20 protein-coding genes, 2 tRNA genes and 1 pseudogene are annotated in these 19,546 nt (G+C 47.9%); 16 read left to right on the top strand and 7 right to left on the bottom strand.

Annotation, left to right across the window (positions count from 1 at the left end):
* Window positions 1–19: 19 nt before the first annotated feature.
* From K0036_RS14665 to K0036_RS14655, 3 genes are all read left to right on the top strand, one after another.
* Window positions 20–700, top strand: coding sequence for an ABC transporter ATP-binding protein (locus K0036_RS14665; protein WP_025642526.1), 681 nt, complete (start codon window positions 20–22; stop codon window positions 698–700).
* Window positions 701–705: 5 nt separating this feature from the next.
* Window positions 706–2,919 (top strand): ABC transporter permease, encoded by a 2,214-nt coding sequence (locus K0036_RS14660; RefSeq protein WP_220430062.1) that lies wholly within the window; start codon window positions 706–708, stop codon window positions 2,917–2,919.
* Window positions 2,920–3,238: 319 nt separating this feature from the next.
* Window positions 3,239–3,805: a 50S ribosomal protein L25/general stress protein Ctc gene (locus K0036_RS14655; protein WP_220430061.1), complete on the top strand. Its 567-nt coding sequence runs from the start codon at window positions 3,239–3,241 to the stop codon at window positions 3,803–3,805.
* Window positions 3,806–3,896: 91 nt separating this feature from the next.
* On the opposite strand, the gene K0036_RS14650 is transcribed toward K0036_RS14655, so the two are convergent.
* Window positions 3,897–4,127 (bottom strand): helix-turn-helix domain-containing protein, encoded by a 231-nt coding sequence (locus tag K0036_RS14650; RefSeq protein WP_044955251.1) that lies wholly within the window; start codon window positions 4,125–4,127, stop codon window positions 3,897–3,899.
* A 223-nt stretch (window positions 4,128–4,350) separates the two neighbouring features.
* Here K0036_RS14650 and K0036_RS19165 point away from each other — a divergent pair, with 223 nt between their 5' ends.
* The 3 genes from K0036_RS19165 to larE are packed head-to-tail and all read left to right on the top strand — an operon-like array spanning window position 4,351 to window position 6,166.
* Window positions 4,351–4,560 (top strand): hypothetical protein, encoded by a 210-nt coding sequence (locus tag K0036_RS19165; protein ID WP_259283315.1) that lies wholly within the window; start codon window positions 4,351–4,353, stop codon window positions 4,558–4,560.
* A gap of 20 nt (window positions 4,561–4,580) precedes the next feature.
* Entirely contained in the window at window positions 4,581–5,348 is a 768-nt protein-coding gene (larB, locus tag K0036_RS14640) for a nickel pincer cofactor biosynthesis protein LarB (protein ID WP_025642541.1), read from the top strand.
* Window positions 5,345–6,166, top strand: a complete 822-nt coding sequence (gene larE / locus K0036_RS14635; protein WP_220430059.1) for an ATP-dependent sacrificial sulfur transferase LarE — start codon at window positions 5,345–5,347, stop codon at window positions 6,164–6,166. Before larB ends, larE begins: the two co-directional genes overlap by 4 nt.
* A 275-nt stretch (window positions 6,167–6,441) precedes the next feature.
* On the opposite strand, the gene K0036_RS14630 is transcribed toward larE, so the two are convergent.
* The 5 genes from K0036_RS14630 to K0036_RS14610 all read right to left on the bottom strand — a co-directional run bounded on the left by K0036_RS14630 (window position 6,442) and on the right by K0036_RS14610 (window position 9,824).
* Window positions 6,442–6,527, bottom strand: a tRNA-Ser gene (locus K0036_RS14630).
* A gap of 334 nt (window positions 6,528–6,861) precedes the next feature.
* Window positions 6,862–7,752, bottom strand: a complete 891-nt coding sequence (locus K0036_RS14625; protein ID WP_173694014.1) for an RluA family pseudouridine synthase — start codon at window positions 7,750–7,752, stop codon at window positions 6,862–6,864.
* Window positions 7,753–7,781: 29 nt separating this feature from the next.
* Window positions 7,782–8,378: a TIGR04100 family radical SAM protein gene (locus K0036_RS14620; RefSeq protein ID WP_220430058.1), complete on the bottom strand. Its 597-nt coding sequence runs from the start codon at window positions 8,376–8,378 to the stop codon at window positions 7,782–7,784.
* Between the two features lie 24 nt (window positions 8,379–8,402).
* A complete protein-coding gene (locus K0036_RS14615; protein WP_173694012.1) occupies window positions 8,403–8,933 on the bottom strand; it encodes a TIGR04002 family protein in 531 nt (176 codons plus the stop codon).
* Between the two features lie 6 nt (window positions 8,934–8,939).
* Window positions 8,940–9,824 carry a pyridoxamine kinase gene (locus K0036_RS14610; RefSeq protein WP_025642549.1) on the bottom strand — a complete coding sequence of 295 codons (885 nt, stop codon included), beginning with the start codon at window positions 9,822–9,824 and terminating at the stop codon, window positions 8,940–8,942.
* Between the two features lie 286 nt (window positions 9,825–10,110).
* Here K0036_RS14610 and K0036_RS14605 point away from each other — a divergent pair, with 286 nt between their 5' ends.
* From K0036_RS14605 to K0036_RS19595, 7 genes and pseudogenes are all read left to right on the top strand, one after another.
* Complete coding sequence (locus tag K0036_RS14605; protein ID WP_025642550.1) at window positions 10,111–10,320, top strand: cold-shock protein; 210 nt, start codon at window positions 10,111–10,113, stop codon at window positions 10,318–10,320.
* Between the two features lie 155 nt (window positions 10,321–10,475).
* Window positions 10,476–10,549, top strand: a tRNA-Arg gene (locus K0036_RS14600).
* Window positions 10,550–10,696: 147 nt separating this feature from the next.
* Window positions 10,697–11,206, top strand: a complete 510-nt coding sequence (locus K0036_RS14595; protein WP_220430057.1) for a hypothetical protein — start codon at window positions 10,697–10,699, stop codon at window positions 11,204–11,206.
* A gap of 15 nt (window positions 11,207–11,221) precedes the next feature.
* Window positions 11,222–12,409, top strand: coding sequence for an iron-containing alcohol dehydrogenase (locus K0036_RS14590; protein ID WP_025642555.1), 1,188 nt, complete (start codon window positions 11,222–11,224; stop codon window positions 12,407–12,409).
* A gap of 17 nt (window positions 12,410–12,426) precedes the next feature.
* Entirely contained in the window at window positions 12,427–12,852 is a 426-nt protein-coding gene (locus K0036_RS14585) for a 4Fe-4S binding protein (protein ID WP_173694011.1), read from the top strand.
* On the top strand, window positions 12,849–14,735 hold the full coding sequence (locus K0036_RS14580; protein ID WP_220430056.1) for an aldehyde ferredoxin oxidoreductase family protein: 1,887 nt from the start codon (window positions 12,849–12,851) through the stop codon (window positions 14,733–14,735). Before K0036_RS14585 ends, K0036_RS14580 begins: the two co-directional genes overlap by 4 nt.
* A 35-nt stretch (window positions 14,736–14,770) precedes the next feature.
* A pseudogene (locus K0036_RS19595) lies at window positions 14,771–15,004 on the top strand (MoaD/ThiS family protein); the annotation flags it as partial.
* A 57-nt stretch (window positions 15,005–15,061) separates the two neighbouring features.
* Here the strand turns inward: K0036_RS19595 and K0036_RS14570 are convergent.
* The gene (locus K0036_RS14570; protein ID WP_220430055.1) at window positions 15,062–16,858 is read right to left on the bottom strand and encodes a sigma-54-dependent transcriptional regulator; all 1,797 of its coding nucleotides are present in this window, start codon (window positions 16,856–16,858) and stop codon (window positions 15,062–15,064) included.
* 193 nt (window positions 16,859–17,051) lie between these two features.
* On the opposite strand from K0036_RS14570, the gene K0036_RS14565 reads away from it, so the two are divergent.
* The 3 genes from K0036_RS14565 to K0036_RS14555 are packed head-to-tail and all read left to right on the top strand — an operon-like array spanning window position 17,052 to window position 19,501.
* The gene (locus K0036_RS14565; RefSeq protein WP_173694008.1) at window positions 17,052–17,528 is read left to right on the top strand and encodes a PPC domain-containing DNA-binding protein; all 477 of its coding nucleotides are present in this window, start codon (window positions 17,052–17,054) and stop codon (window positions 17,526–17,528) included.
* Between the two features lie 18 nt (window positions 17,529–17,546).
* Window positions 17,547–18,449, top strand: a complete 903-nt coding sequence (locus tag K0036_RS14560) for an NAD(P)-dependent oxidoreductase (RefSeq protein WP_025642565.1) — start codon at window positions 17,547–17,549, stop codon at window positions 18,447–18,449.
* Window positions 18,450–18,481: 32 nt separating this feature from the next.
* Window positions 18,482–19,501, top strand: a complete 1,020-nt coding sequence (locus K0036_RS14555) for a DctP family TRAP transporter solute-binding subunit (RefSeq protein ID WP_025642566.1) — start codon at window positions 18,482–18,484, stop codon at window positions 19,499–19,501.
* Window positions 19,502–19,546: the final 45 nt, after the last annotated feature.

The raw sequence follows: 19,546 nt of genomic DNA, 5'->3' as shown, positions 1-19,546 counted from the left end.
GGCAGGAGGTAAGAATCAAATGAACATTCTAACATGCGAAAGGGTCCGTAAAGTATACGGTTCCGGGAACAATCAGGTAACCGCGCTGGACGGGATTGACCTGACAATCAGCAAAGGAGAATTTGTGGCGATCATCGGAGCATCCGGCTCCGGAAAATCCACGCTTCTGCATATCCTGGGCAGTGTGGACAAGCCGACCAGCGGAACGGTAACCATAGATGGGACAGACCTTTCTAAGTTAAATCCCACACAGGCCGCCATCTTTCGCCGCAGAAAGGTGGGGCTCGTGTATCAGTTCTATAACCTGATCCCTACGCTTTCGGTGCGGAAAAATATTCTTATGCCCCTTACGCTGGATAAAAAGAAGCCAAACAAGGAATATTTTGATAAGGTGGTCGGTTCTCTTGGTATTGCTGACAAGCTGGAGGCCCTGCCAAATCAACTGTCAGGCGGGCAGCAGCAAAGAGTTGCGATTGCACGCTCTCTTATTTACCGCCCCGCGTTACTATTGGCAGATGAGCCGACTGGGAACCTGGATCAGAAAAATTCCAAAGAGATCATTGACATGCTGAAACTCTCCAATCGGAATCTGGAGCAGACCATTCTGCTGATTACCCATGATGAGAAGGTGGCCCTGGAAGCAGAACGCATTATAACTATCGAGGATGGACATATCATCAGTGATGAATGGCGGAGGTAAGGGCTATGTGGAAAGATTACTCATCTGGATATATTAAAAACAACCGTTCCTTAAGTATTTCCGTTAGGGTTGCGGCGTTTATCTCGGCCCTGCTGCTATCCTTGCTCTGCAGTTTGTTTTATAACGCATGGAAGTATGAAGTGGAGAGGATCAAACTGGAAGAAGGCGGCTGGCAGAGCCGGATCGCAGGGGCAATTGATTCGGAGGATATAGATGCCATAAAAAACTTTGCCAATGTAAAAGACGTAGTGGTTAACGAGAAGGCAGCACAGGGGCAGGGAACCGTGCTGGATATATACTTTGATGATATAAGTACGGTTTTGGAAGATACGCCGCGGATTGCCGAGATAGCCGGGGTTTCTCCGAAAACAGCCGTTTATAACTATGAACTTCTTGCCATGTACTTGATCCGCAGCCCGCAGGATACAGCGCCAAGACTGCTGTTCCCCTTATTTCTTGCGATCCTGGCAATGGCATCCATTTCCCTGATTGTTATCATACACAATTCATTCGCGGTATCCATGAATGCAAGGATCCATCAGTTTGGTATTTTCTTCAGCATTGGAGCCACGCCGAAACAGATACGGGCATGTCTGCTACAGGAAGCGGCGGCACTTTGCGCCATACCGGTCATAGCAGGAAATCTGCTGGGAATTGCAATCAGCATGGGGCTTTTGCAGATGGTGAATGCCTTGCTGGGAAGCAATGTGGCAGGCAGACATCAGGCAGTTTTTGGCTATCATCCGCTTGTTTTGATCTTGACACTGCTTGTGACAGTGATCACGATCTGGATATCCGCCTGGCTGCCGGCTAAAAAGTTGAGCAGGCTTACGCCGCTGGAAGCGATTAGAAATACCGGCGAACTGCAGCTTAAGCGGAAAAAGAACTCGCCTGTGCTTGCATTTTTGTTTGGCACGGAAGGAGAATTGGCGGGAAATGCTTTAAAAGCACAGCGAAAGGCTCTGCGGACGGCATCCTTATCCCTGATATTCTCGTTCATGGCGTTCACGGTTATGCAGTGCTTTTTTACAATGTCAAAGATCAGTACGGCAGAGACATATTTTGAAAAATATCAGGATGTCTGGGACATCATGGTTACCGTACAGGATACGGAAGTGGATTCTTTTGCGGAAACAAAAGAAATACAAGATCTTCCCGGCATAAGAAGCGCCATCGTGTATCAAAAGGCAACGGCCAAAGCAATCATCGCAGAGGAGGAAATGAGTGATGAGATGAAATCCATTGGCGGCTTTTCTCATGCTTCGGATGACAGTGCAGTGAAGACGGATGCAGGCTGGAGCGTTAATGCTCCTATCGTTATATTGGATGATGCCAGTTTTGAGGCTTACTGTGAGGAGATTGGCGTTACGCCGCGACTTGACGGGGCTGTCATACGAAATCAAATCCGCGATGTGACGAACCCGGATTTCAGACACCCCAAGTATATGTCCTATGTAAAAGGCAGGAATGCTGCCAGCATTTTAAGAAAGCCCGGAGAAGAAGGAGCGGCGCTGGAAGTCCCTGTCTTGTCCTACACGGAGAAAGTTCCTGATTTAAGAGAAGAATACGCGGCGTCTGATTATTATGAATTGGTACATTTTATTCCGGCGTCCCTGTGGAAGGAAATCAAGGGAAAGGCTGCGGAGGGTGGGGAAGATACCTACATCTGCGTTCTGGGCAGCGAAAACGCCACTTTAGCGGAATTGAATACGCTGCAGGCAGATATCGATCAGATTCTTGCCGGATCTTGTGAGGCAAAAAGCGAAAACCGTATTCTCAAGAAGGAAGCCAACGACAGGCAGATACAGGGAATGATGGCAATCTTCGGCGGTTTCTGCGTATTGCTTGCAATCATTGGCATTGGGAATGTGTTTTCCAATACATTGGGATTTGTCCGTCAGAGAAAAAGAGAATTTGCCAGATATATGTCTGTCGGACTGACGCCGGGAGGAATTAAAAAAATGTTCTGTATCGAAGCCTTGGTCATCGCAGGCCGCCCGATTGTATTTACCATTCCGCTGGCAGTTATTGTGGTCGGCTATCTGTTACAAACAAGTTATCTTGAGGCAGAAGTCTTTCTGTCCGAGGCTCCGCTGATTCCGATTGCTGCTTTTATGCTGGCCATACTTGGAACGGTGGCGCTGGCTTATTGTCTTGGCTACAGGAATGTACGCAAAATCAGTCTGGCTGAGGCCTTACGGGATGATACGATGATGTAGGCTATCAGTTTTTTTTCGAGATTATAGAGGAAGAACACAATCTCTTCATATCACTGTTTGGAACAAGCAGACGGTATATGCGTGAAGAGTATGAAAAAGGCGTTCTTTAGAGATGGCACCACGGCGAAGACGACATCATGAAATATGTTAGCCGTAAATAGAGTCACATTCCATAATACTTGACAATCGTGCTATAATTAAGATAGTGCATACAGAACTTCCAATAAGAAAGCTCCCAGCTACACTTACAAGGTAAATGGGAGTTTTTTTGTTTTTGCGTGTACGGAAACCAGATAACGCCAAGTAGGAGGTAGCAGATATGATCACGTTAAAAGCAGAAAAAAGAAGCCCGCTAATGAAAGCAAAAAGATTAAGACGTGAGGGATTCGCCACCGGCGTACTGTTTGGAAGCGACTTAAAGAAGCCCATATCTCTCCAGTATGCCCAGCAGGATGCCTTGCAGCTGATCAAAGAACACGGGGAAGGAACTCAGGTCACTCTGGAATTAAAAGACCAGAAGATTGCCTGCGTCATTAAGAATGTTGACTATGATTCTATGAAAAAGCAGATTATGGCGCTGGATTTCCAGACATTGGTCGCGGGAGAGAGCATATCCATAACAGCACAGATCAGATTTGTCAATGAGGCCTGCGTCCGGGGATTCGTCAGCCAGGAACTGTCCGAGATCCATTATAAGGCAGATCCGGCCAACTTGCTTGATGAGATTGTGATTGACTTTGAAACACTTTCCCCTGAGATTAAAAACTTCTATGTCAGAGATCTGAAGTTGGAGCAGAAACAAGGGGTAGAACTGATCACCCCGGAAGATATGCAGATCTTCCATATTGGAGAATCCGCTGGTACAGATGACGAGGCAGAAGAGTAAGGCAGCGCGGTAACAGCATCATAGATGATCGTGTCATGGGAAACACAGGGCAGGCCATTTTTGGCCTGCCCTGTGTGACATTCTGATATCTTTATTTTTCATTAGATAAACCAAGCATATAATCTGCGGAAACGTTATAAAACTGGCAGAGTCTGATAATATATTCTACTGGCATGGAACGTTTGCCAAGTTCGTATTGGGAATAAGTAGTCTGACCAATGCCGAGATAATCCGCGATCGTTTTCTGTGAAAGATCGCTATCTTCTCGCAGCGCCCTAAGACGATCTCTGTAAATCATATACAAGTCTTCGTGATACGTCATACAAATTCCCTCCTGTTGGAAACATATTATTATACTTGAATCAATCACGTTGAGATTTAACTCAAAATGAGTTATCATATATTAAAAGACAGTAGATGGTGGTATAAATATGTGTATGAATAAGATATGGATTTCTTTAAGCAAAATTAAATATTATATACGCGTAGTATTTGCGTATAGGACAAGGACTAATCGTAATCATGGCCTTTCTTTCAATGGATACATGAAGACGGCCAGGAGGCTGCTGGAAGAAGACAGGATTGTTGAATATACAGAATTTATGGAGCAGTATCCGGAGTATGCCAGCCTGGAAAGGGAGTATTTGGAAAAGTATGTCATTTTGGAAGAGAGCGTAGAGGAGACGGAGTATAAGGCGATGTCGGAAAGAGTCTGGGAAAATATTAAGAAAGAAATCGATAAACAGGATGAATAGCATGCATACAGGAGGAGATTATGGAGACACGCGAGATACTGGAAAAGTTAAAGAAGGGCGAACTGACCCTTGAGGAAGCCGAAGGCGCCTTGAGACGCCAGCCTTTTGAGGATCTGGGGTATGCCAAGCTGGATACCCACAGGAAGATACGCTCCGGTTTCCCGGAAGTCGTGTTCTGTGCGGGGAAAGCAGATGCGCATCTCCTTGCGATCTTTGGCAGGCTGTATGAGGAAGAAGGGGAAGTCCTTGGCACCAGGGCATCCAGGGAACAATATGAACTGATAAGAGGCAAGTACGCACAGGTGCAGTATGACGAGACATCAAGGATACTGAAGATAGAACATGAAGGAAAGGCAAAAGCAGGCTGCATCGCGGTCTGTACGGCAGGCACGGCAGATATTCCGGTGGCAGAGGAAGCGGCCCAGGTGGCCGAATATTTTGGCGCCTGCGTAGAGCGCGTTTACGATGTGGGAGTAAGCGGGCTGCACAGGCTGCTTGCCAGGCTGGAGACCATACAGCGGGCAAACTGCGTGATCGCGGTGGCTGGCATGGAAGGCGCTCTTGCCAGCGTCATTGGAGGCCTGGTGGATAAGCCGGTCATTGCCGTCCCGACGTCGGTTGGGTATGGCGCCAGCATGCATGGACTGTCGGCCCTTCTGACCATGATTAATTCCTGCGCCAATGGCATCTCGGTGGTGAATATTGACAATGGCTACGGGGCGGGCTATATCGCGGCCCAGATAAACAGGCTGGGATTAAGAGGAAGGCAGGAAGAGGAAAAGGAATGAAGAGGAATGAAGAGAAGATACAGTGCCTGAAAAGGCAGATGGAAGACTATGCGAAGAAGGACGTGATCGTAGCATTTTCCGGCGGAGTAGACAGCAGCCTGCTGCTGAAGCTTGCCTGCGAAGCGGCGTTAAAAAGTAAGCGGAAGGTGCATGCAGTCTTCCTTCATACGGCGATGCACCCGTCCGGTGACGCGCAAAGCGCCAGGAGGGTGGCCGAAGAGATTGGCGCTGATTTCAGGATACTTCAGATTGACGAACTGGAATCCGCGCAGATTGCGGATAATCCGACAGACCGGTGCTATCGCTGCAAAAGGCATTTGTTTGAGCAGATCCAGGGCGAGGCCGCTAAACTGCAGGCGGGATGGATATTAGAAGGGACCAATGCGGATGACCTTAAGGCCTACCGCCCGGGCATCCGCGCGATAAGAGAATTGGGGATCATCAGTCCTTTGGCGGATGCCTGCATTACCAAGGAAGAGGTCAGGCTGCTTGCGAAAGAATATGGGATCTCCGTAGCGAAGAAGCCTTCGACGCCTTGCCTGGCCACCAGATTCCCTTATGGAACCAGGCTGACTTATGCGGATATGCGCAAGGTGGAAGAGGCAGAGTCTTATCTTAAGGAACTCGGGCTTTATAATATACGGGTCAGAGTCCATGGCGATATTGCCAGAATCGAGGTAGACTGCCAGGCTATGGACGTGGTCATGGAATATAAAAATGAGATTGCGGAATATCTCAAGAGCCTGGGCTATGTCTATATTACGCTTGATCTGGAAGGATTCCGGTCCGGGAGCATGGATCAGAAATTAAGATACTGATACGATAGAGAGAAGGCCGGTGCTTATGCATCGGCCTTTAAAGAGGTATGAAATCTATGTAAATTTTACGTATTGTTAGGCGAAGTCCAGCAATCATACAAAGTAACTAAGCACAACCGCCGTCTTCTTTAATTGATATGATTATTATAGCCGGAAAATGTGAAGCAGATATGTCAGAAGGTGGAAATGTTTCTAAAGAATCTTAAGAAAAACGGAAGAAATTATTGAAAAAAATATCCTGCATGTACCAAAAGAAATGTACTTGCAGGATAAAACGCAGCAGGAGGGATTTGAACCCCCGGAGCCTTTCGGCTCTTCTGCTTTCGAGGCAGACGCCTTCAGCCAACTCGACCACTGCTGCATAGTGTATGGCTCCGGATAGGAGCCACGTATTGATTATAGCATAAGAGATTCGCCTGAGGGAATACCTTATGTAAAAATTATTCATTTTTTTACGCAGAGAGAGGGCCGGCACTTATGCGCCGGCCCGAGAGGGGGATGAAAAAATCTATGTAAATTTTACGTATTGTTAGGCGAAGTCCGGTAATCATACAGACGCCTCAGTACGACTACCGTCTTCTTTATCTGATAAGTTTATTATAAGGAGTAAATGTGACGTAAGTATGTCAACAGTCAGAAAATTTTCTAAAGATTCTTAAGAAAATCATAAGCCCTGGTAAAAGGCCTGTTAAGGTTTAGGGATCCAGCACCGATTGCATGTCCTCGGGCAGCGGCGCGATGAATTCCATCTCCTCTCCGGTAATTGGATGAGGGAATGAAAGCTTATGGGAATGCAGCGCCTGTCTCCCGATATATTCCATGTCAGGATTATACAGATAATCCCCAATGAGCGGATAGCCCAGATGTTTCATATGAATGCGTATTTGATGGGTGCGGCCAGTCTCCAGGCGAAGTGAGACGAGGCTGTGTCCGTTCTTTTCCTCTACGACGCGATAATGGGTGATGGCCGTCTCTCCCTGCTCCCAGTCTACAGTGCGCTCGATGATGGAGCCGGGCTTTCGTGATAAAGGAGCATGGATGGTTCCGGCAGAGGGCGTGATATGGCCTCTGCAGATTGCCAGGTATTCCCGGTGAAGCATTCGTCCGGCGGCCATAGATGACAGAACATTGCCGCTTAGCATATGCTTGGAGACAACGGTAAGACCGGAAGTATCCCGGTCCAGCCGGTTGGTACACCGGAATACGAAAGCCTTTCCCTGTTCTTGATAATACCAGGCGAGGGCATTGGCAAGAGAATTCCTGTAATTATTCTGGGAGGGATGGATGGGCATTCCGGCAGGCTTATTGATGACGATGATGTCCTCATCCTCGTACACGATATCCAGAGGCAGGTTTACCGCAGGAATATGTTTGGAGGACTCATGTTCCTGTATGTGGATTACCAGTTCGTCGCCAGATGTAAGACGGCGGTTCAGATGAAGCCACTGGCCATTTACAAGCACGCTTTCTTTCATTTTCTTTAACTGGGTGAGATTCTGAAGCGAGTATCCCCTGCGCCGGAGAAACTGCTCAATCCGTAGCCCTCCCTCGGAAGGGCCAATCTGATAAGTTAATATTCTGTCCATATTCCATCCCCGTATTTCGCAGAGTGCTGTTAGGCATATCTGCGTATTCTTAGTGGTATATCCAGCGAGGCAGCCAATTTCTTGCATGCCTCGATTTCCTCCTTGGGCAGTACATCTACAATTGTAAGTTTCACCGAAGGAATTTGTCCCTTGCATTCTGTTGCGAATTGAAGGAGTCCTTCAAACGCGTTGTCAAGCTGTGGGCGGGAAACTTCATTATACTGCTCGCTGGTTGGCGCATTCAGGCTGATGGATACGGAATCCACGGCCTGTGCAAGAAACGGAATGACATCTTTGCCATAGTATAGGTTTGCTAACCCGTTGGTGTTTACCCGGATGGACAATCCATATTTTTCTTTCGCATATTTTGCCGAGGCGACCAGGTTATCGATCGCGCAAGTGGGCTCTCCATAGCCGCAGAAGACCAGTTCCTTGTAGCCGGTAAAATCAAAGGCGTCCATAGCTTCCTTGATCTGCTCGAGGGTGGGATCAGTCTTGTGCCAGAGCGTGTCTGCGTCGCCTACGCCGTCTTCGTGGCTTCGGATGCAGAAGCGGCAGCGGCAGTTGCATTTGTTGGTAATATTAGCATATACCTGGTCTTTGTAAGTGTATAAAATATCAGCCATCGTATATCCTTCCTTTCTATAATCTTAGTGATTGCTGAATAAAAGCTGCTGTGTCTTGGCTTTTATATGGATCCGATCAAGCGCTGCTGCGGTAAGAAGAAAGATAACCGCGCTTCCGCCAGACTGTATGGCGCTTCCGGCAAGAGAAGCCAGCGGCGCTGCAAAAGAGCCGAAGAGGATGCCCTCCGCCAGATAGTAGCCTGTTGCGGACAGGAAAAGGGCAGGGAGCGGAGCGATTATATTGCGCATCTCCAGCATCTTTGTGCTATGACTGGTAAATGGAAGCGTGATAAGCATCTTGATCAATATGGTCGCGGGCGCCCACATTGGCGCGGTCATGAGATCCGCAAGCCCGCCTCCGATCGCCGCTGCGGCCAGGGCATACGGGCGGGGCAAAAGAATGGCTGCGATATAGATCAAGGCATCTCCGAAGTGGATATATCCTCCGTTCGCGCCATATGGTATGTGAAAAATATATGCGGTCATTAAGGCGATCATTGCTGCGAATAGGCCAGTGACGGTGATGAGGGCAGCGGGCCTGTTGTTCGTTTTCATAATTCATCATCCTTCCTTATGATTAAAAAAATGGTTACATTCCGGAATCAGGCAAGACAGGTATTTCTCGTAGTTTACGCCATCATTGCGGGGGATTCCCTCTGCTACGGTATCCGTGATGGCCAGTTCCAGAAACTGTCCGGCAGTTTGCATAATGTCTGGGAGAGGAATGCCTCTGGCCATCCCCGCGCTGATGCAGGAGGCGAATAAATCCCCGGTGCCTGAGTAGCTTCCGCCAACGTAAGGCAGAGAGCAGAAAAAAGAATCCTTATGATTCATGTATAGGTTGCCTACCTGCTGCGTCCCGTTGGCATCCATGAAATTGATTCCGGTGACCACGATGTCGCGGGGGCCGTCCTGGCAGAACGACTGGCCCAATGCGCGGATGGCGGACAGCTGCTGGTCTATCTGTGCGAAACTGGCGATCTTGTTATAATCTGCTTCCGCCAGAAGGCAGAATTCCGTAAGATTAGGGGTGATGATATCTGCCCTCATAGCAAGCCTTCTCATCTGTGACAGGAGGGGAGGAGTAAAGATAGAATAGGTACGTCCATTATCCCCCATAACCGGATCTACCAGCAGAAAGGTATCCGGGCTGTCGAAGGTGTCTATGAAGTTGAAAATCTGCCGGATCTGCGCTTCTCCGGCTACAAAGCCGGTGTATATTCCGTCGAAATGCTGCCCCATCTTTTTCCATTCGGTGCGGTAATGCTCCATCTTGTCTGTGTAGTCATCACAGTAGTAGCTGGGATAGCCGGTCTGCGCAGTCAGGATTGCGGTTGGAAGCGGGCAAGCCTGGACGCCCATGGCTGAATGGACGGAGATGGCCGCAGTGAGAGAGCAGCGGCCGAATCCGGACAAATCATTGATTACAGCGATTTTTTTCGTCAAGTCGGTTCACATCCTTTAATGTATTAAAATAGCAATTGCTTTTCTGTAGACTATACTATCACTAAAGTGGATGGCTTGAAAAGTCCAGATACGAAGAAAACAAACAGGCCAGTTTTTTGAAAAGTTTCTATTTACTTTTAAAGGAATACATGATATAGTAATAACTGTAATCGGGTAATGTATGAATCGGACCTATGTTTGTAAGTCGTTTCCACATGATTTACGAATAAAGGCCGTTTTTTTATTATCCAAAAAGCACAAAATTAGAATATGGAGGTACCGCTTAATGAACAATGGTACAGTAAAATGGTTTAACTCAGAAAAAGGATATGGATTTATTACAGGAGAAGACGGCAAAGATGTATTTGTACACTTTTCAGCTATTATGTCCGATGGATTCAAGACTCTTGAAGAAGGTCAGGCAGTGACTTTTGATGTAGAGGCAGATCCAAAAGACAGCAGAAAGCTGAAAGCAGTTAACGTTTGTGCTGCTTAGTCGTTTATAATATACAGAACGATCTTTTTCAGGGCAGAGTTATCTGCCCTGTTTTTTATATAAAGCATACTTTTCCTCTTTTTTATAAAATGATATTGACATTAAGGACAAACTAGGATATAATTAATTTCGCTGTGAAAATGATTCATAGTCGTGTGGGCGTAGCTCAGCTGGATAGAGCGTTTGGCTACGGACCAAAAGGTCGGGGGTTCGAATCCTCTCGCCCACGTCAGGTAGGACCCTTGCAGGTACATTCTGCAAGGGTCTTTTTGCGTCGGAATAACGCCGGACATACAAAAGGCTTAAGTTCGTTAAATATATATTTATAGCGCAATTAAATTGCAGAAGGATTATAATTAATTAAGGAGATGATGATATGATAAGAAAATTGACTGAGGTGAAGAAAAAATGCATTTTCAGAGGAATGATTCTATTTGAGAAGATAATCCTGTTCTTCCTCTATCGCGGAATGAAGGTGTTATACAAATATGATACCAGAATCCGTAAGGAGATTTCAAACTGGCCTGTCGGTAGCACCATTGTCCTGGCGGCCTGCAAATCCGGGCCGTATCTTTGTATCAGAAGAGTGTCATGGGGAATTGTAAGAGTCAGCAGTATTCCAAATCCGGATATTCTGATCACTTTCAAAAGCCTGGAAGGGGCATTCCTGGTTTTCTCCGGGCAGATCGGGATCGCCCAGGCCTATTCTCAGCACCGTTTTCTCGTAAAAGGAGAGATCGCCCAGGTGATGTCTATCGTACGGTGTATTGATCTGACGGAAGGCTATCTGTTCCCGAAGATTATGACAAAAAGGATACTTCGGAAGGTACCGGAAAAGCAGATAGGAAGTATCTCGGTTTATCTTCATGCAATATTAGGAATATAGAAGGAGGAAGAGCATATGCTGCCAACATATTACGAATTTCAAAATTCAACGAAAATACTATCCGGGAAAAATGCCCTTGAGAATATTTCTTATGAATTGTCGGGCCTTGGCGCTTCCAGGCCCATTGTATTATCGGATAATGTTCTAAAGAAGATCGGCTCCCTGCAGAAAGTGCTGGACGCTATGGAGTCTACTGGAATGGAGCCGGCTGCCATATTCACGGATATCCCGTCGGATTCTTCCGTTTCGGTGGTGAACAAAATAGGAAGGATCTATCAGGAAGCCGGGTGTGACAGTATCGTTGCAGTGGGAGGCGGCTCTGTCATTGACACCGCAAAAGGCGTGGAAATGCTAATCTCCCAAAACGTGAAAGATCTTCTGGAACTTCAAGGCTGTGAATCCATGACAAGAGGAAGCCATATCCCATTCATAGCAGTGCCCACTACATCTGGGACGGGCTCTGAGATGACGCTGGTTGCGGTAATAAAGAATATAGAGAAGTCGGTAAAGATGGAATTCATCTCCAATTACCTGCTTCCGGACGCGGCCGTATTAGACCCGCGGATGACGGAGACGCTTCCGCCGAAGACGACAGCGTCCACAGGCTTCGATGCGCTGTGCCATGCGATCGAGGCATATAGCTGCAACCAGAAAAATCCATTGAGCGATGCTTATGCCACAGCCGCGATCAAACTTGTCGTGGAGAACATAGAGACCGTCATAACAGACGGAAAGAACAGGAAGGCAAGGCTTGCCATGGCAAATGCATCCACCATGGCCGGAGCCGCATTTTCCAATTCCATGGTGGGCATGGTGCACGCCATAGGCCATGCGCTGGGAGGCGTCTGTAAAGTCCCCCACGGGGATGCCATGACAATCCTGCTTCCCTACTGTATGCTGTATAATTACAAGCATGTCGGCGATATATACGGAGAACTGCTTCTCTATCTGGAGGGACCCGATGTATATGCGCGGACTCCGGCCCAAAAGCGGTGCGAAGCAACCATTAAGTCCGTGAGGCGTCTGGAACGAAGGCTGAATCAGCTGTGCGGCCTGCCTATGACGCTGAAAGCAGTGCATGTTGACAAGAAAGATTTTGACGCAGTGGCAAAAACCGCCCTGAATGATGGGGCGATGCTGGCGAATCCGGCTGCCGTTGAGTATGAAGATGTAATCCGGATACTGAATCAGGCCTATGAATAATAGTGAGAGGTGAAGGAATGTCTTATTTTATAACGGAAAAGTGCATCGGATGTACATTGTGCAAAAAACTGTGTCCCGTTGGCGCGGTCGAAGGGGCGTTAAAAGAGAGACATCGCATTAATGAGAAACGCTGTGTGGAATGCGGCGTCTGCGGTAGAGCCTGCGGCCAGGGAGCCATTCTTGACCAGGACGGGAAACTGGCAGAGCAAGTCCCGAAAAACAGGTGGAAAAAGCCGGTCATCCTGAGAGAAAAATGTAGTGCCTGTTCCATGTGTGTCTGGAACTGTACAAAGGACGCGCTGAAAATAGCGGATCCATCCTACCGGGGGGACATCAGAGTATTTGCCGAACTAGCGGCTCCGGAAAGATGTGTGGGCTGCGGAATCTGTGAGTCGGCATGCCCGCTTCACGCAATCTATATGAAAGCAGGTGAGGCCGAATGAATCTGCCCATTTATCTGGAAATAAACCTATCAACGAAAAAAGTACGACGTTTTAAAATTGATGCTGAGATGTTTCGATATTACATCGGAGGCAAGACATTAGCGGCGAAGCTTCTCTATGATCTGACACCCGCCGGCATAGATCCGCTTTCAGAAGAGGCTATGATTATTATCAATACAGGACCGGCGAATGGAACGGGAGCGCCGTCTTCCAGCAGGTTCAATATGACGTTCAAGAATGTGATGACCGGAGGCATCGCATCCTCCAACTGCGGCGGGAATTTTGGAATGATGCTCAAAAAGGCCGGGTATGATGGAATTATTCTGACCGGGAAGTCGAAGGCTCCTTCCTATATTGAGATCCTGGATGGAAATGTCCATGTAAAAGAAGCCGGGCATCTCTGGGGGATGGATACAGAACAGGTACAGAAGGAATTCCCCCGGCAGTATGGCACCATTGTCATAGGCCCTGCCGGAGAGAATCTGGTAAGCTTCGCGGGAGTCCTGTCGGGCGAAAGAGTGGCCGGGAGATGCGGAGCCGGCGCGGTCTTAGGCTCTAAAAATATTAAAGCGGTGACGGTGTATGGCACAAAGTCTCCTTGCATCTATAATAAAGAAAAATTTGATCAACAGATAGAAAAATGGGTTCATTTCTTACAATCCCACCCGATGACCGGAACCTCCCTTCCCAAATATGGAAGCGCGGGACTGGTTACGAAGGCCAATGCCACCTGTTCCCTGCCTACCAGGAATTTCCAGAAGGGATTTTATGAGAAGGCCGAAGATATCAGTGGAGAGACATTGGCTGATACGAAGCTGATCAAGAATATGGGGTGCGTAAGCTGCCCGATCCGGTGTGAAAGAAGAGTCCGGGTCTATGACAAGGATGTGAAAGGACCGGAATATGAGACGGTGGGCCTGTTTGGGGCAAATATAGAAAGCGCGGATCTGGATGCGATCAATGAAATCAACTATATCGCAGATATTATGGGAATGGACACCATCTCGCTTGGCGGGACGATTGCATTTGCCATGGAACTGAAAGAACGGGGAATCGCGGACTTTGGCGTAAGTTTTGGCGACGTCACCGGCCTTCCGGAAATGATTAAAAAGATTGCCCGCAGGGAAGGAATCTATAGCGAGCTGGCCAACGGCTCCAAATGGCTGGCTGAAAAATATGGCGCTAAGGATGCCGCGATTCATGCCAAAGGATTGGAATTGGCTTCCTATGAACCGAGAAAATCTGTAGGCATGGGACTTGGCTATGCGACTTCCAACAGGGGCGGATGCCACCTGAACGGAGGGTATCTGGCGCTGCTGGAATCGGTAGGAGTCTTATCCGCGGATCCTCTTGAGACGAAAGGCAAGCCCGAACTTACCGTGCTCATGCAGAATGCCATGGAGGCTGTCTCTGCGTCAGGATTCTGCCTCTTCACTGCCTATAGCATGATTCCGTCTTTCTTATTCAGGCTGGGGCCGTCCCACTGGTTTACAAAACTGTGCGGGAAACTGCTTATATGGGTCAGGCCGGTTCTGGGCGTCATGTGGAAATTCATGCCGTGGATCCTGCCGTTTAATTCCATGTTCCTTCTGCCCCATGCAGAAGCGCTGAAGCATATCACCGGGCTTAAGATGACGACCGGACGCTTCATGCAGCTGGGGGAGCGAGGGTACAATATTGAGCGGCTTTATAATTACAGGGAAGGCTTGACGGTGAATGACGACAGCCTGCCGGACCGCCTTACAAAAGTTCCTCAGGATAAGGATCCGAAGTCGGTAGTGCGCCTTGATAAAATGCTTCCTAAGTATTACAAGGTCCGCGGCTGGAAGGAAGATGGAACTCCGTCGGCGGCGAAATTATGGCAATTAAAGATACATCGATAATAACTTTGCAAATTTTTGAAATCAGGTGATGGATCATGTCAAAGATATTTTATTATGGAGCGCTCCGTGAGATTACGGGCAGGAAAGAAGAAGTATTCGATATCCATGATGTAAAGGGCTGTCTGGCTTCCATCCGTGAGAAATACGGACGCCTGGCCTATAAAGAGGCCAGGCGCAGCCTGATTACCCTGAATGGAATCAGTATTGTGTCCCTCGATAATTATCGCACAAAAGTGAAGCCAGAGGATGAAGTGCGATTTCTGACGGTATGCGGAGGCGGGCAGGATATCCTCATGCCATGCCGGATGCGATGGTTTTCTCTAGTTCTATTCTTGGAGTTTCTTCCACAGGGTGCTGCGGCTGATGCCCAGCCGCTTCGCGGCCCTGGTCTGATTCATATTCTCCTCCTGCAGCACCAGATTTATGATATCTTTCGTGATATCATTCAAGGATTGGCTTAGATCCAGGGTGGGATCTTTTACCGGGGCGATGTCGGATGGGCCCAGGCTTTGAAGGAATGCCCTGACATTGTCCGCGGTGATCAGCCGTCCGTTGGATTGGATGGCCAGCTGCTTCAGCACAGTCTGGAATTGGGCGATGCCAAATTCCCAGTGGTGGCTTTCCAGAAGCTTTAGAGCCTCCGGCTCAAATCCTGCCAGCTGGATCGGCAGTTCCTGGTTCAGCTCGTTGAGGTAGGATCTGGCAATGGGGACAATCAGTTCCGGCCTGGAGTTGAGGGTGGGCAGCTGGATGGTAAAGCCAGAGATGATGTAGCTCAACTGCTGGGAAAACTGCTCCGAGGCGATCAGATCCCCCATATCTCCGGTAAAGGTGCAGATGACCTTGTTGCGGGAAGTCAGGTCCAGATTCTCGAAGTAATAGCAGAACTCGTTCTGGAGCGAGGCGGATAGAGCGTTCAGGTTCTTGAAAAGAATCGTGTAATTGTTTTCAAATAATGGAGAGCGGTCATCCTTGAAGATCTTCTGGCATTGCTTTTCACCCAGGTGGAAGCAGTCTATCTCGATCAACGGGCTGTCCTTATATGGACTGGAGGCATACAAGGCGTAAGAGAATATGGTGCGGCCGCTGCCCGGGCTTCCGCAGATGACCACTGGGGTCTTTCCCGCCATGACGCTTTGTGCCTTTTTCCAGTAATCTCTATAAATAAGATTGCCTTTGACCATCGGCAAAGAAGATTTTGCGGTATCATAATCAATGGTATGCCAGTATTTTGTCTGTGCAAAGACCGAAGGAATGGAATCCGATACGTGAAAAAGGTAGTAAGGAGAGTTCTCATGATAGAAAACGTCCCCTGTCGCCTTCCAGGATGCCTCCTGGGAGGAAATTACGAATTTGATATGGCTGTGAAGCTCTAATTTGGGAATGCGGCTGCGCAGCTCGTCGTGTATGGTATCTTCATAACTGGAGGTGAAAAGCCCCGAGTAGATAAGTTCCTTGCTTGAATTGTAGATGGCAAGCGGCAAGGAAGACTTTTCGATGACAGTCTTGTAAAAATGATTTTCGGCGATGACGGATCGTCTCATCTCGCAGATTTCCACGGCGTCTGAGACGGCTTTCTGCATGCTTTCCGGGCCGGTGGTGACAAGGACGGACTCGGCATTCAGTTCCTTGGCACAGTGCACGCAGGCGCCATCCCCGACGAAGAGGGAAATATGCTCTTCGTAATATAGGGTGTTCATAAGCGCCTCCATTTCCTCGGGATTCTTGGGAGAAGGAGGAACGATGATCTCTGCCTTGTAATTTAACAGTTCACAGAGAAAATGGATGTTGTCGCTTAAGTCGAAATAACTGACGAAAGCGATTCTTTTTTGCGTGGTCAGCATGGCCAGCTGTAATGCGCGCAATATGTCAAAACTGGAAAAGTCTACATTGATCACAGGGATTGGGGACATTTCCTTGATGATCCTGCCGGATCGTCCCCGGCAGATGATGGCTTCATAGCGGGATAAATCCAAAGTGCTAATCAAAGGCTCCGTCTCCCGCAAAGTTGCAAAATAGATATCCGCTTCGATGTCGTTCCGTCTTTGGATATCCTGAAGAAAGAAGTCTCGAAATCCCTTGAATGGAGCGATGGCTAACAGTCTGTACTTTTCATTTTTCATACAATTTGATCTCCTTGAAATTGGTTAAAAAATAAACGATTTGTGGTATAAATGTATTATAACATAATAGGGTAAAAAATAAAAACAGAAAACTGTACGAAAATAAAACAGTCAATTGATTGAACAGTACTGAAATTATACATATAATAGCCACATAAACAAACAACAATGTTAAATTCAAGGAGGAAGAAAGATGTCAGAAGTAAGAGTAAATTATGCATGCGGAACAACAGGAAAGATGATTGCGGCCAGAATACTGCCGGGGACGGATCTGCTTACCGGGCTGGAAGAGATATGTATCAAAAATGAAGTGAAGTATGGCGCGGTAAATTGTTTTGGAAGTTTCTCAGCCGCTGGCTATATGTATCTGGTTCCGATGGATGCGAAAGTCGGAGCAGGCTATGGGGATGTGATCAAGAAGGACGGACCAATCGAGTTCTTGTCAGGCACTGGAATTATCACTCAGACGGATAAAGGAGTTACAGAACTTCATTTCCATGGCACTATGTGCGACAAAGACGGTGTGGTATTTGGCGGACATATCGTAAAAGGACAGTGCCCGGTCCTCACCACGGTAGACGTAGTGATCCAGGAGGCGTGCGGCGTGGAGATGATCCGCAAGTATGACGAAGAGACAGACCTGACGCAGGTATTTGTAGAAGAAAAATAAGGGATGGGAGGATGACAGATGAGAGAGTATAACAAAGTAGGACTGATCGGCCTGGGCGTTATGGGCTATGGAATGGCAGAAAATCTTCTGAAGGCGGGATATACGCTGATTGCCTGCGATGTAAACCAGGAAAGAATCAAGATGCTGCCAATGCAGGAAAAAGTGGTTGCTGTAGATAAGCCGTGCGACATACTGAAACATACAAACACGGTGATCACAATGCTGCCGAATTCCCCCCATGTACTGGAAGTGCTGGAAGGGGAGAACGGACTGCTAAGCGGCGATCTGCCGGAGGATTTCTTCATGATCGACATGAGCAGCATATCTCCGGATGTCACAAAGGAGATTGGGAAAAAACTCGAAGGCATGGGCATTAAATTTGTAGACGGGCCTGTAAGCGGAGGCCAGTCAGGAGCCATGAACGGAACGCTGACGATTATGGCAGGCGGCAAAGAAGAGGATGTCAAAGAAGCAATGCCGATCTTCGAAGTGGTCGGCAAGAATATTATCCACTGCGGAGAATGCGGCGCGGGACAGGTTGTAAAGGTCGCAAACCAATTGATGTCCGCGATCAATCTGATCAGCATGTCGGAAGCGTTTACGCTAGGGACCAAGGCAGGGGTAAATCCGGAGATCATGATGAATGTAATCCGGGGAGGCTCAGGCCGGTGCTGGGCGGTAGAAGACCGTATGCCACATATTCTTGAGGGAGATTTCAAGCCGGGATTCACGATCAACCTACATACGAAGGATATCAAGCTGGCAGTAGATATGGCTAAGAATATGAACCTTCCGCTCTATGCTACGAATCTTGTGGCAGAATTATTTAAGACTGCCCAGGTAAAAGGATATGGTATGGACGATAATTGCGCGATCATTAAGCTGTATGAAGAACTTGCGGATGTAGAAGTGAGGAAATAAAGGCAGCCAAAGGCAGGAGAGGAGAAGAAGACTTGAAGAAAAAAATAATGCGGATGACGGCCTGTTGTCTGATGCTTGCGCTTCTGGCCTCAGGCTGCGGGGCATCGCAGGAGGAAGATAACAGCAAGTATCCGAAGAAAAAGATTCTGCTGTCTACTACCGTCAGCGAGCAGTCCAATGCAACGGTGGTAGGAAAATTATTTGCGGAGCGGATAGCGAAAGAGACAGATGGAAACATCCAGGTGGTAGTCTATTCCAGCGACCAGCTGTCCGGCGGAAATATGTCAAAAGGCGTAGAGATGCTGACCCAGGGAGCCATTGACTGCGCGTTTGAGCCAGTGGATGTCATGGCGGTATTGGATAAGCGCCTGCTGGCGCTTAGCACGCCATGGATATTCGATTCATATGAAGAGGCAGAAGAATGCCTGAATACGACGGGCGGAGAATTTATACACGAAGCGCTGAAGAAAAAGGACTTGGAGACGCTTGGATTCATCCATAATGGCTTCCGCCAGCTGACCAACAGCAAGAAAAAGGTGACTTCGCCGGATGATTTGAAGAATCTGAAACTGCGTGTGCCTGGCGGAGACGTGTTCATGAAATTTTTCGAGGCGCTGGGAGCGGATCCTCTTTCTATGAGTTTTAGCGAATTGTTTACCGCATTGCAGCAGGGAACAGTTGATGGACAGGAAAATGGGTTTGACTTGATCACCGCAAATAAATTCTATGAAGTCCAGGAATATATTACGAACTGGAACTATAGTTATGGGGCTTTCGCGATGGTATTCAGCAGCGATACCTGGAATGAATTGAATGAGGATACCCAGACGCTTTTCCGGGAGACGGCAAAGGAAGTCTGCAGCATTGGCTGCGAGAACGTCGTGAATAATGAAGATAAGCAGAAGCTAGAAATCACTGACTATGGCTGTGAATTGACAGAATTAAGCGATGAAGAGATTCAGGCGTTCAAAGACAGGCTGAGCGGCTACTATGAAGAGGTCACGGCCCAATATGGAGAAGAGGCCTGCGAAGCGTTTGATATCGAATATTGATAAGAGCCGGTAGAAGAATCAGAAAAGAATGCCAGGCCAATTGCG

Source organism: [Clostridium] scindens (genome assembly GCF_019597925.1).
In the GTDB taxonomy this organism is placed as follows: Bacteria; Bacillota; Clostridia; order Lachnospirales; family Lachnospiraceae; genus Clostridium_AP.
The sequence above is the reverse complement of the archived record's forward strand: the minus strand, read 5'-3'. Positions and strand labels throughout refer to the sequence as shown.

Coding starts and splice junctions, on each gene's coding strand:
- K0036_RS14665 (WP_025642526.1), top strand. CDS start 20: ATGAACATTCTAACATGCGAAAGGGTCCGTAAAGTATACGGTTCCGGG.
- K0036_RS14660 (WP_220430062.1), top strand. CDS start 706: ATGTGGAAAGATTACTCATCTGGATATATTAAAAACAACCGTTCCTTA.
- K0036_RS14655 (WP_220430061.1), top strand. CDS start 3,239: ATGATCACGTTAAAAGCAGAAAAAAGAAGCCCGCTAATGAAAGCAAAA.
- K0036_RS14650 (WP_044955251.1), bottom strand. CDS start 4,127: ATGACGTATCACGAAGACTTGTATATGATTTACAGAGATCGTCTTAGG.
- K0036_RS19165 (WP_259283315.1), top strand. CDS start 4,351: ATGAAGACGGCCAGGAGGCTGCTGGAAGAAGACAGGATTGTTGAATAT.
- larB (WP_025642541.1), top strand. CDS start 4,581: ATGGAGACACGCGAGATACTGGAAAAGTTAAAGAAGGGCGAACTGACC.
- larE (WP_220430059.1), top strand. CDS start 5,345: ATGAAGAGGAATGAAGAGAAGATACAGTGCCTGAAAAGGCAGATGGAA.
- K0036_RS14625 (WP_173694014.1), bottom strand. CDS start 7,752: ATGGACAGAATATTAACTTATCAGATTGGCCCTTCCGAGGGAGGGCTA.
- K0036_RS14620 (WP_220430058.1), bottom strand. CDS start 8,378: ATGGCTGATATTTTATACACTTACAAAGACCAGGTATATGCTAATATT.
- K0036_RS14615 (WP_173694012.1), bottom strand. CDS start 8,933: ATGAAAACGAACAACAGGCCCGCTGCCCTCATCACCGTCACTGGCCTA.
- K0036_RS14605 (WP_025642550.1), top strand. CDS start 10,111: ATGAACAATGGTACAGTAAAATGGTTTAACTCAGAAAAAGGATATGGA.
- K0036_RS14595 (WP_220430057.1), top strand. CDS start 10,697: ATGATAAGAAAATTGACTGAGGTGAAGAAAAAATGCATTTTCAGAGGA.
- K0036_RS14590 (WP_025642555.1), top strand. CDS start 11,222: ATGCTGCCAACATATTACGAATTTCAAAATTCAACGAAAATACTATCC.
- K0036_RS14585 (WP_173694011.1), top strand. CDS start 12,427: ATGTCTTATTTTATAACGGAAAAGTGCATCGGATGTACATTGTGCAAA.
- K0036_RS14580 (WP_220430056.1), top strand. CDS start 12,849: ATGAATCTGCCCATTTATCTGGAAATAAACCTATCAACGAAAAAAGTA.
- K0036_RS14570 (WP_220430055.1), bottom strand. CDS start 16,858: ATGAAAAATGAAAAGTACAGACTGTTAGCCATCGCTCCATTCAAGGGA.
- K0036_RS14565 (WP_173694008.1), top strand. CDS start 17,052: ATGTCAGAAGTAAGAGTAAATTATGCATGCGGAACAACAGGAAAGATG.
- K0036_RS14560 (WP_025642565.1), top strand. CDS start 17,547: ATGAGAGAGTATAACAAAGTAGGACTGATCGGCCTGGGCGTTATGGGC.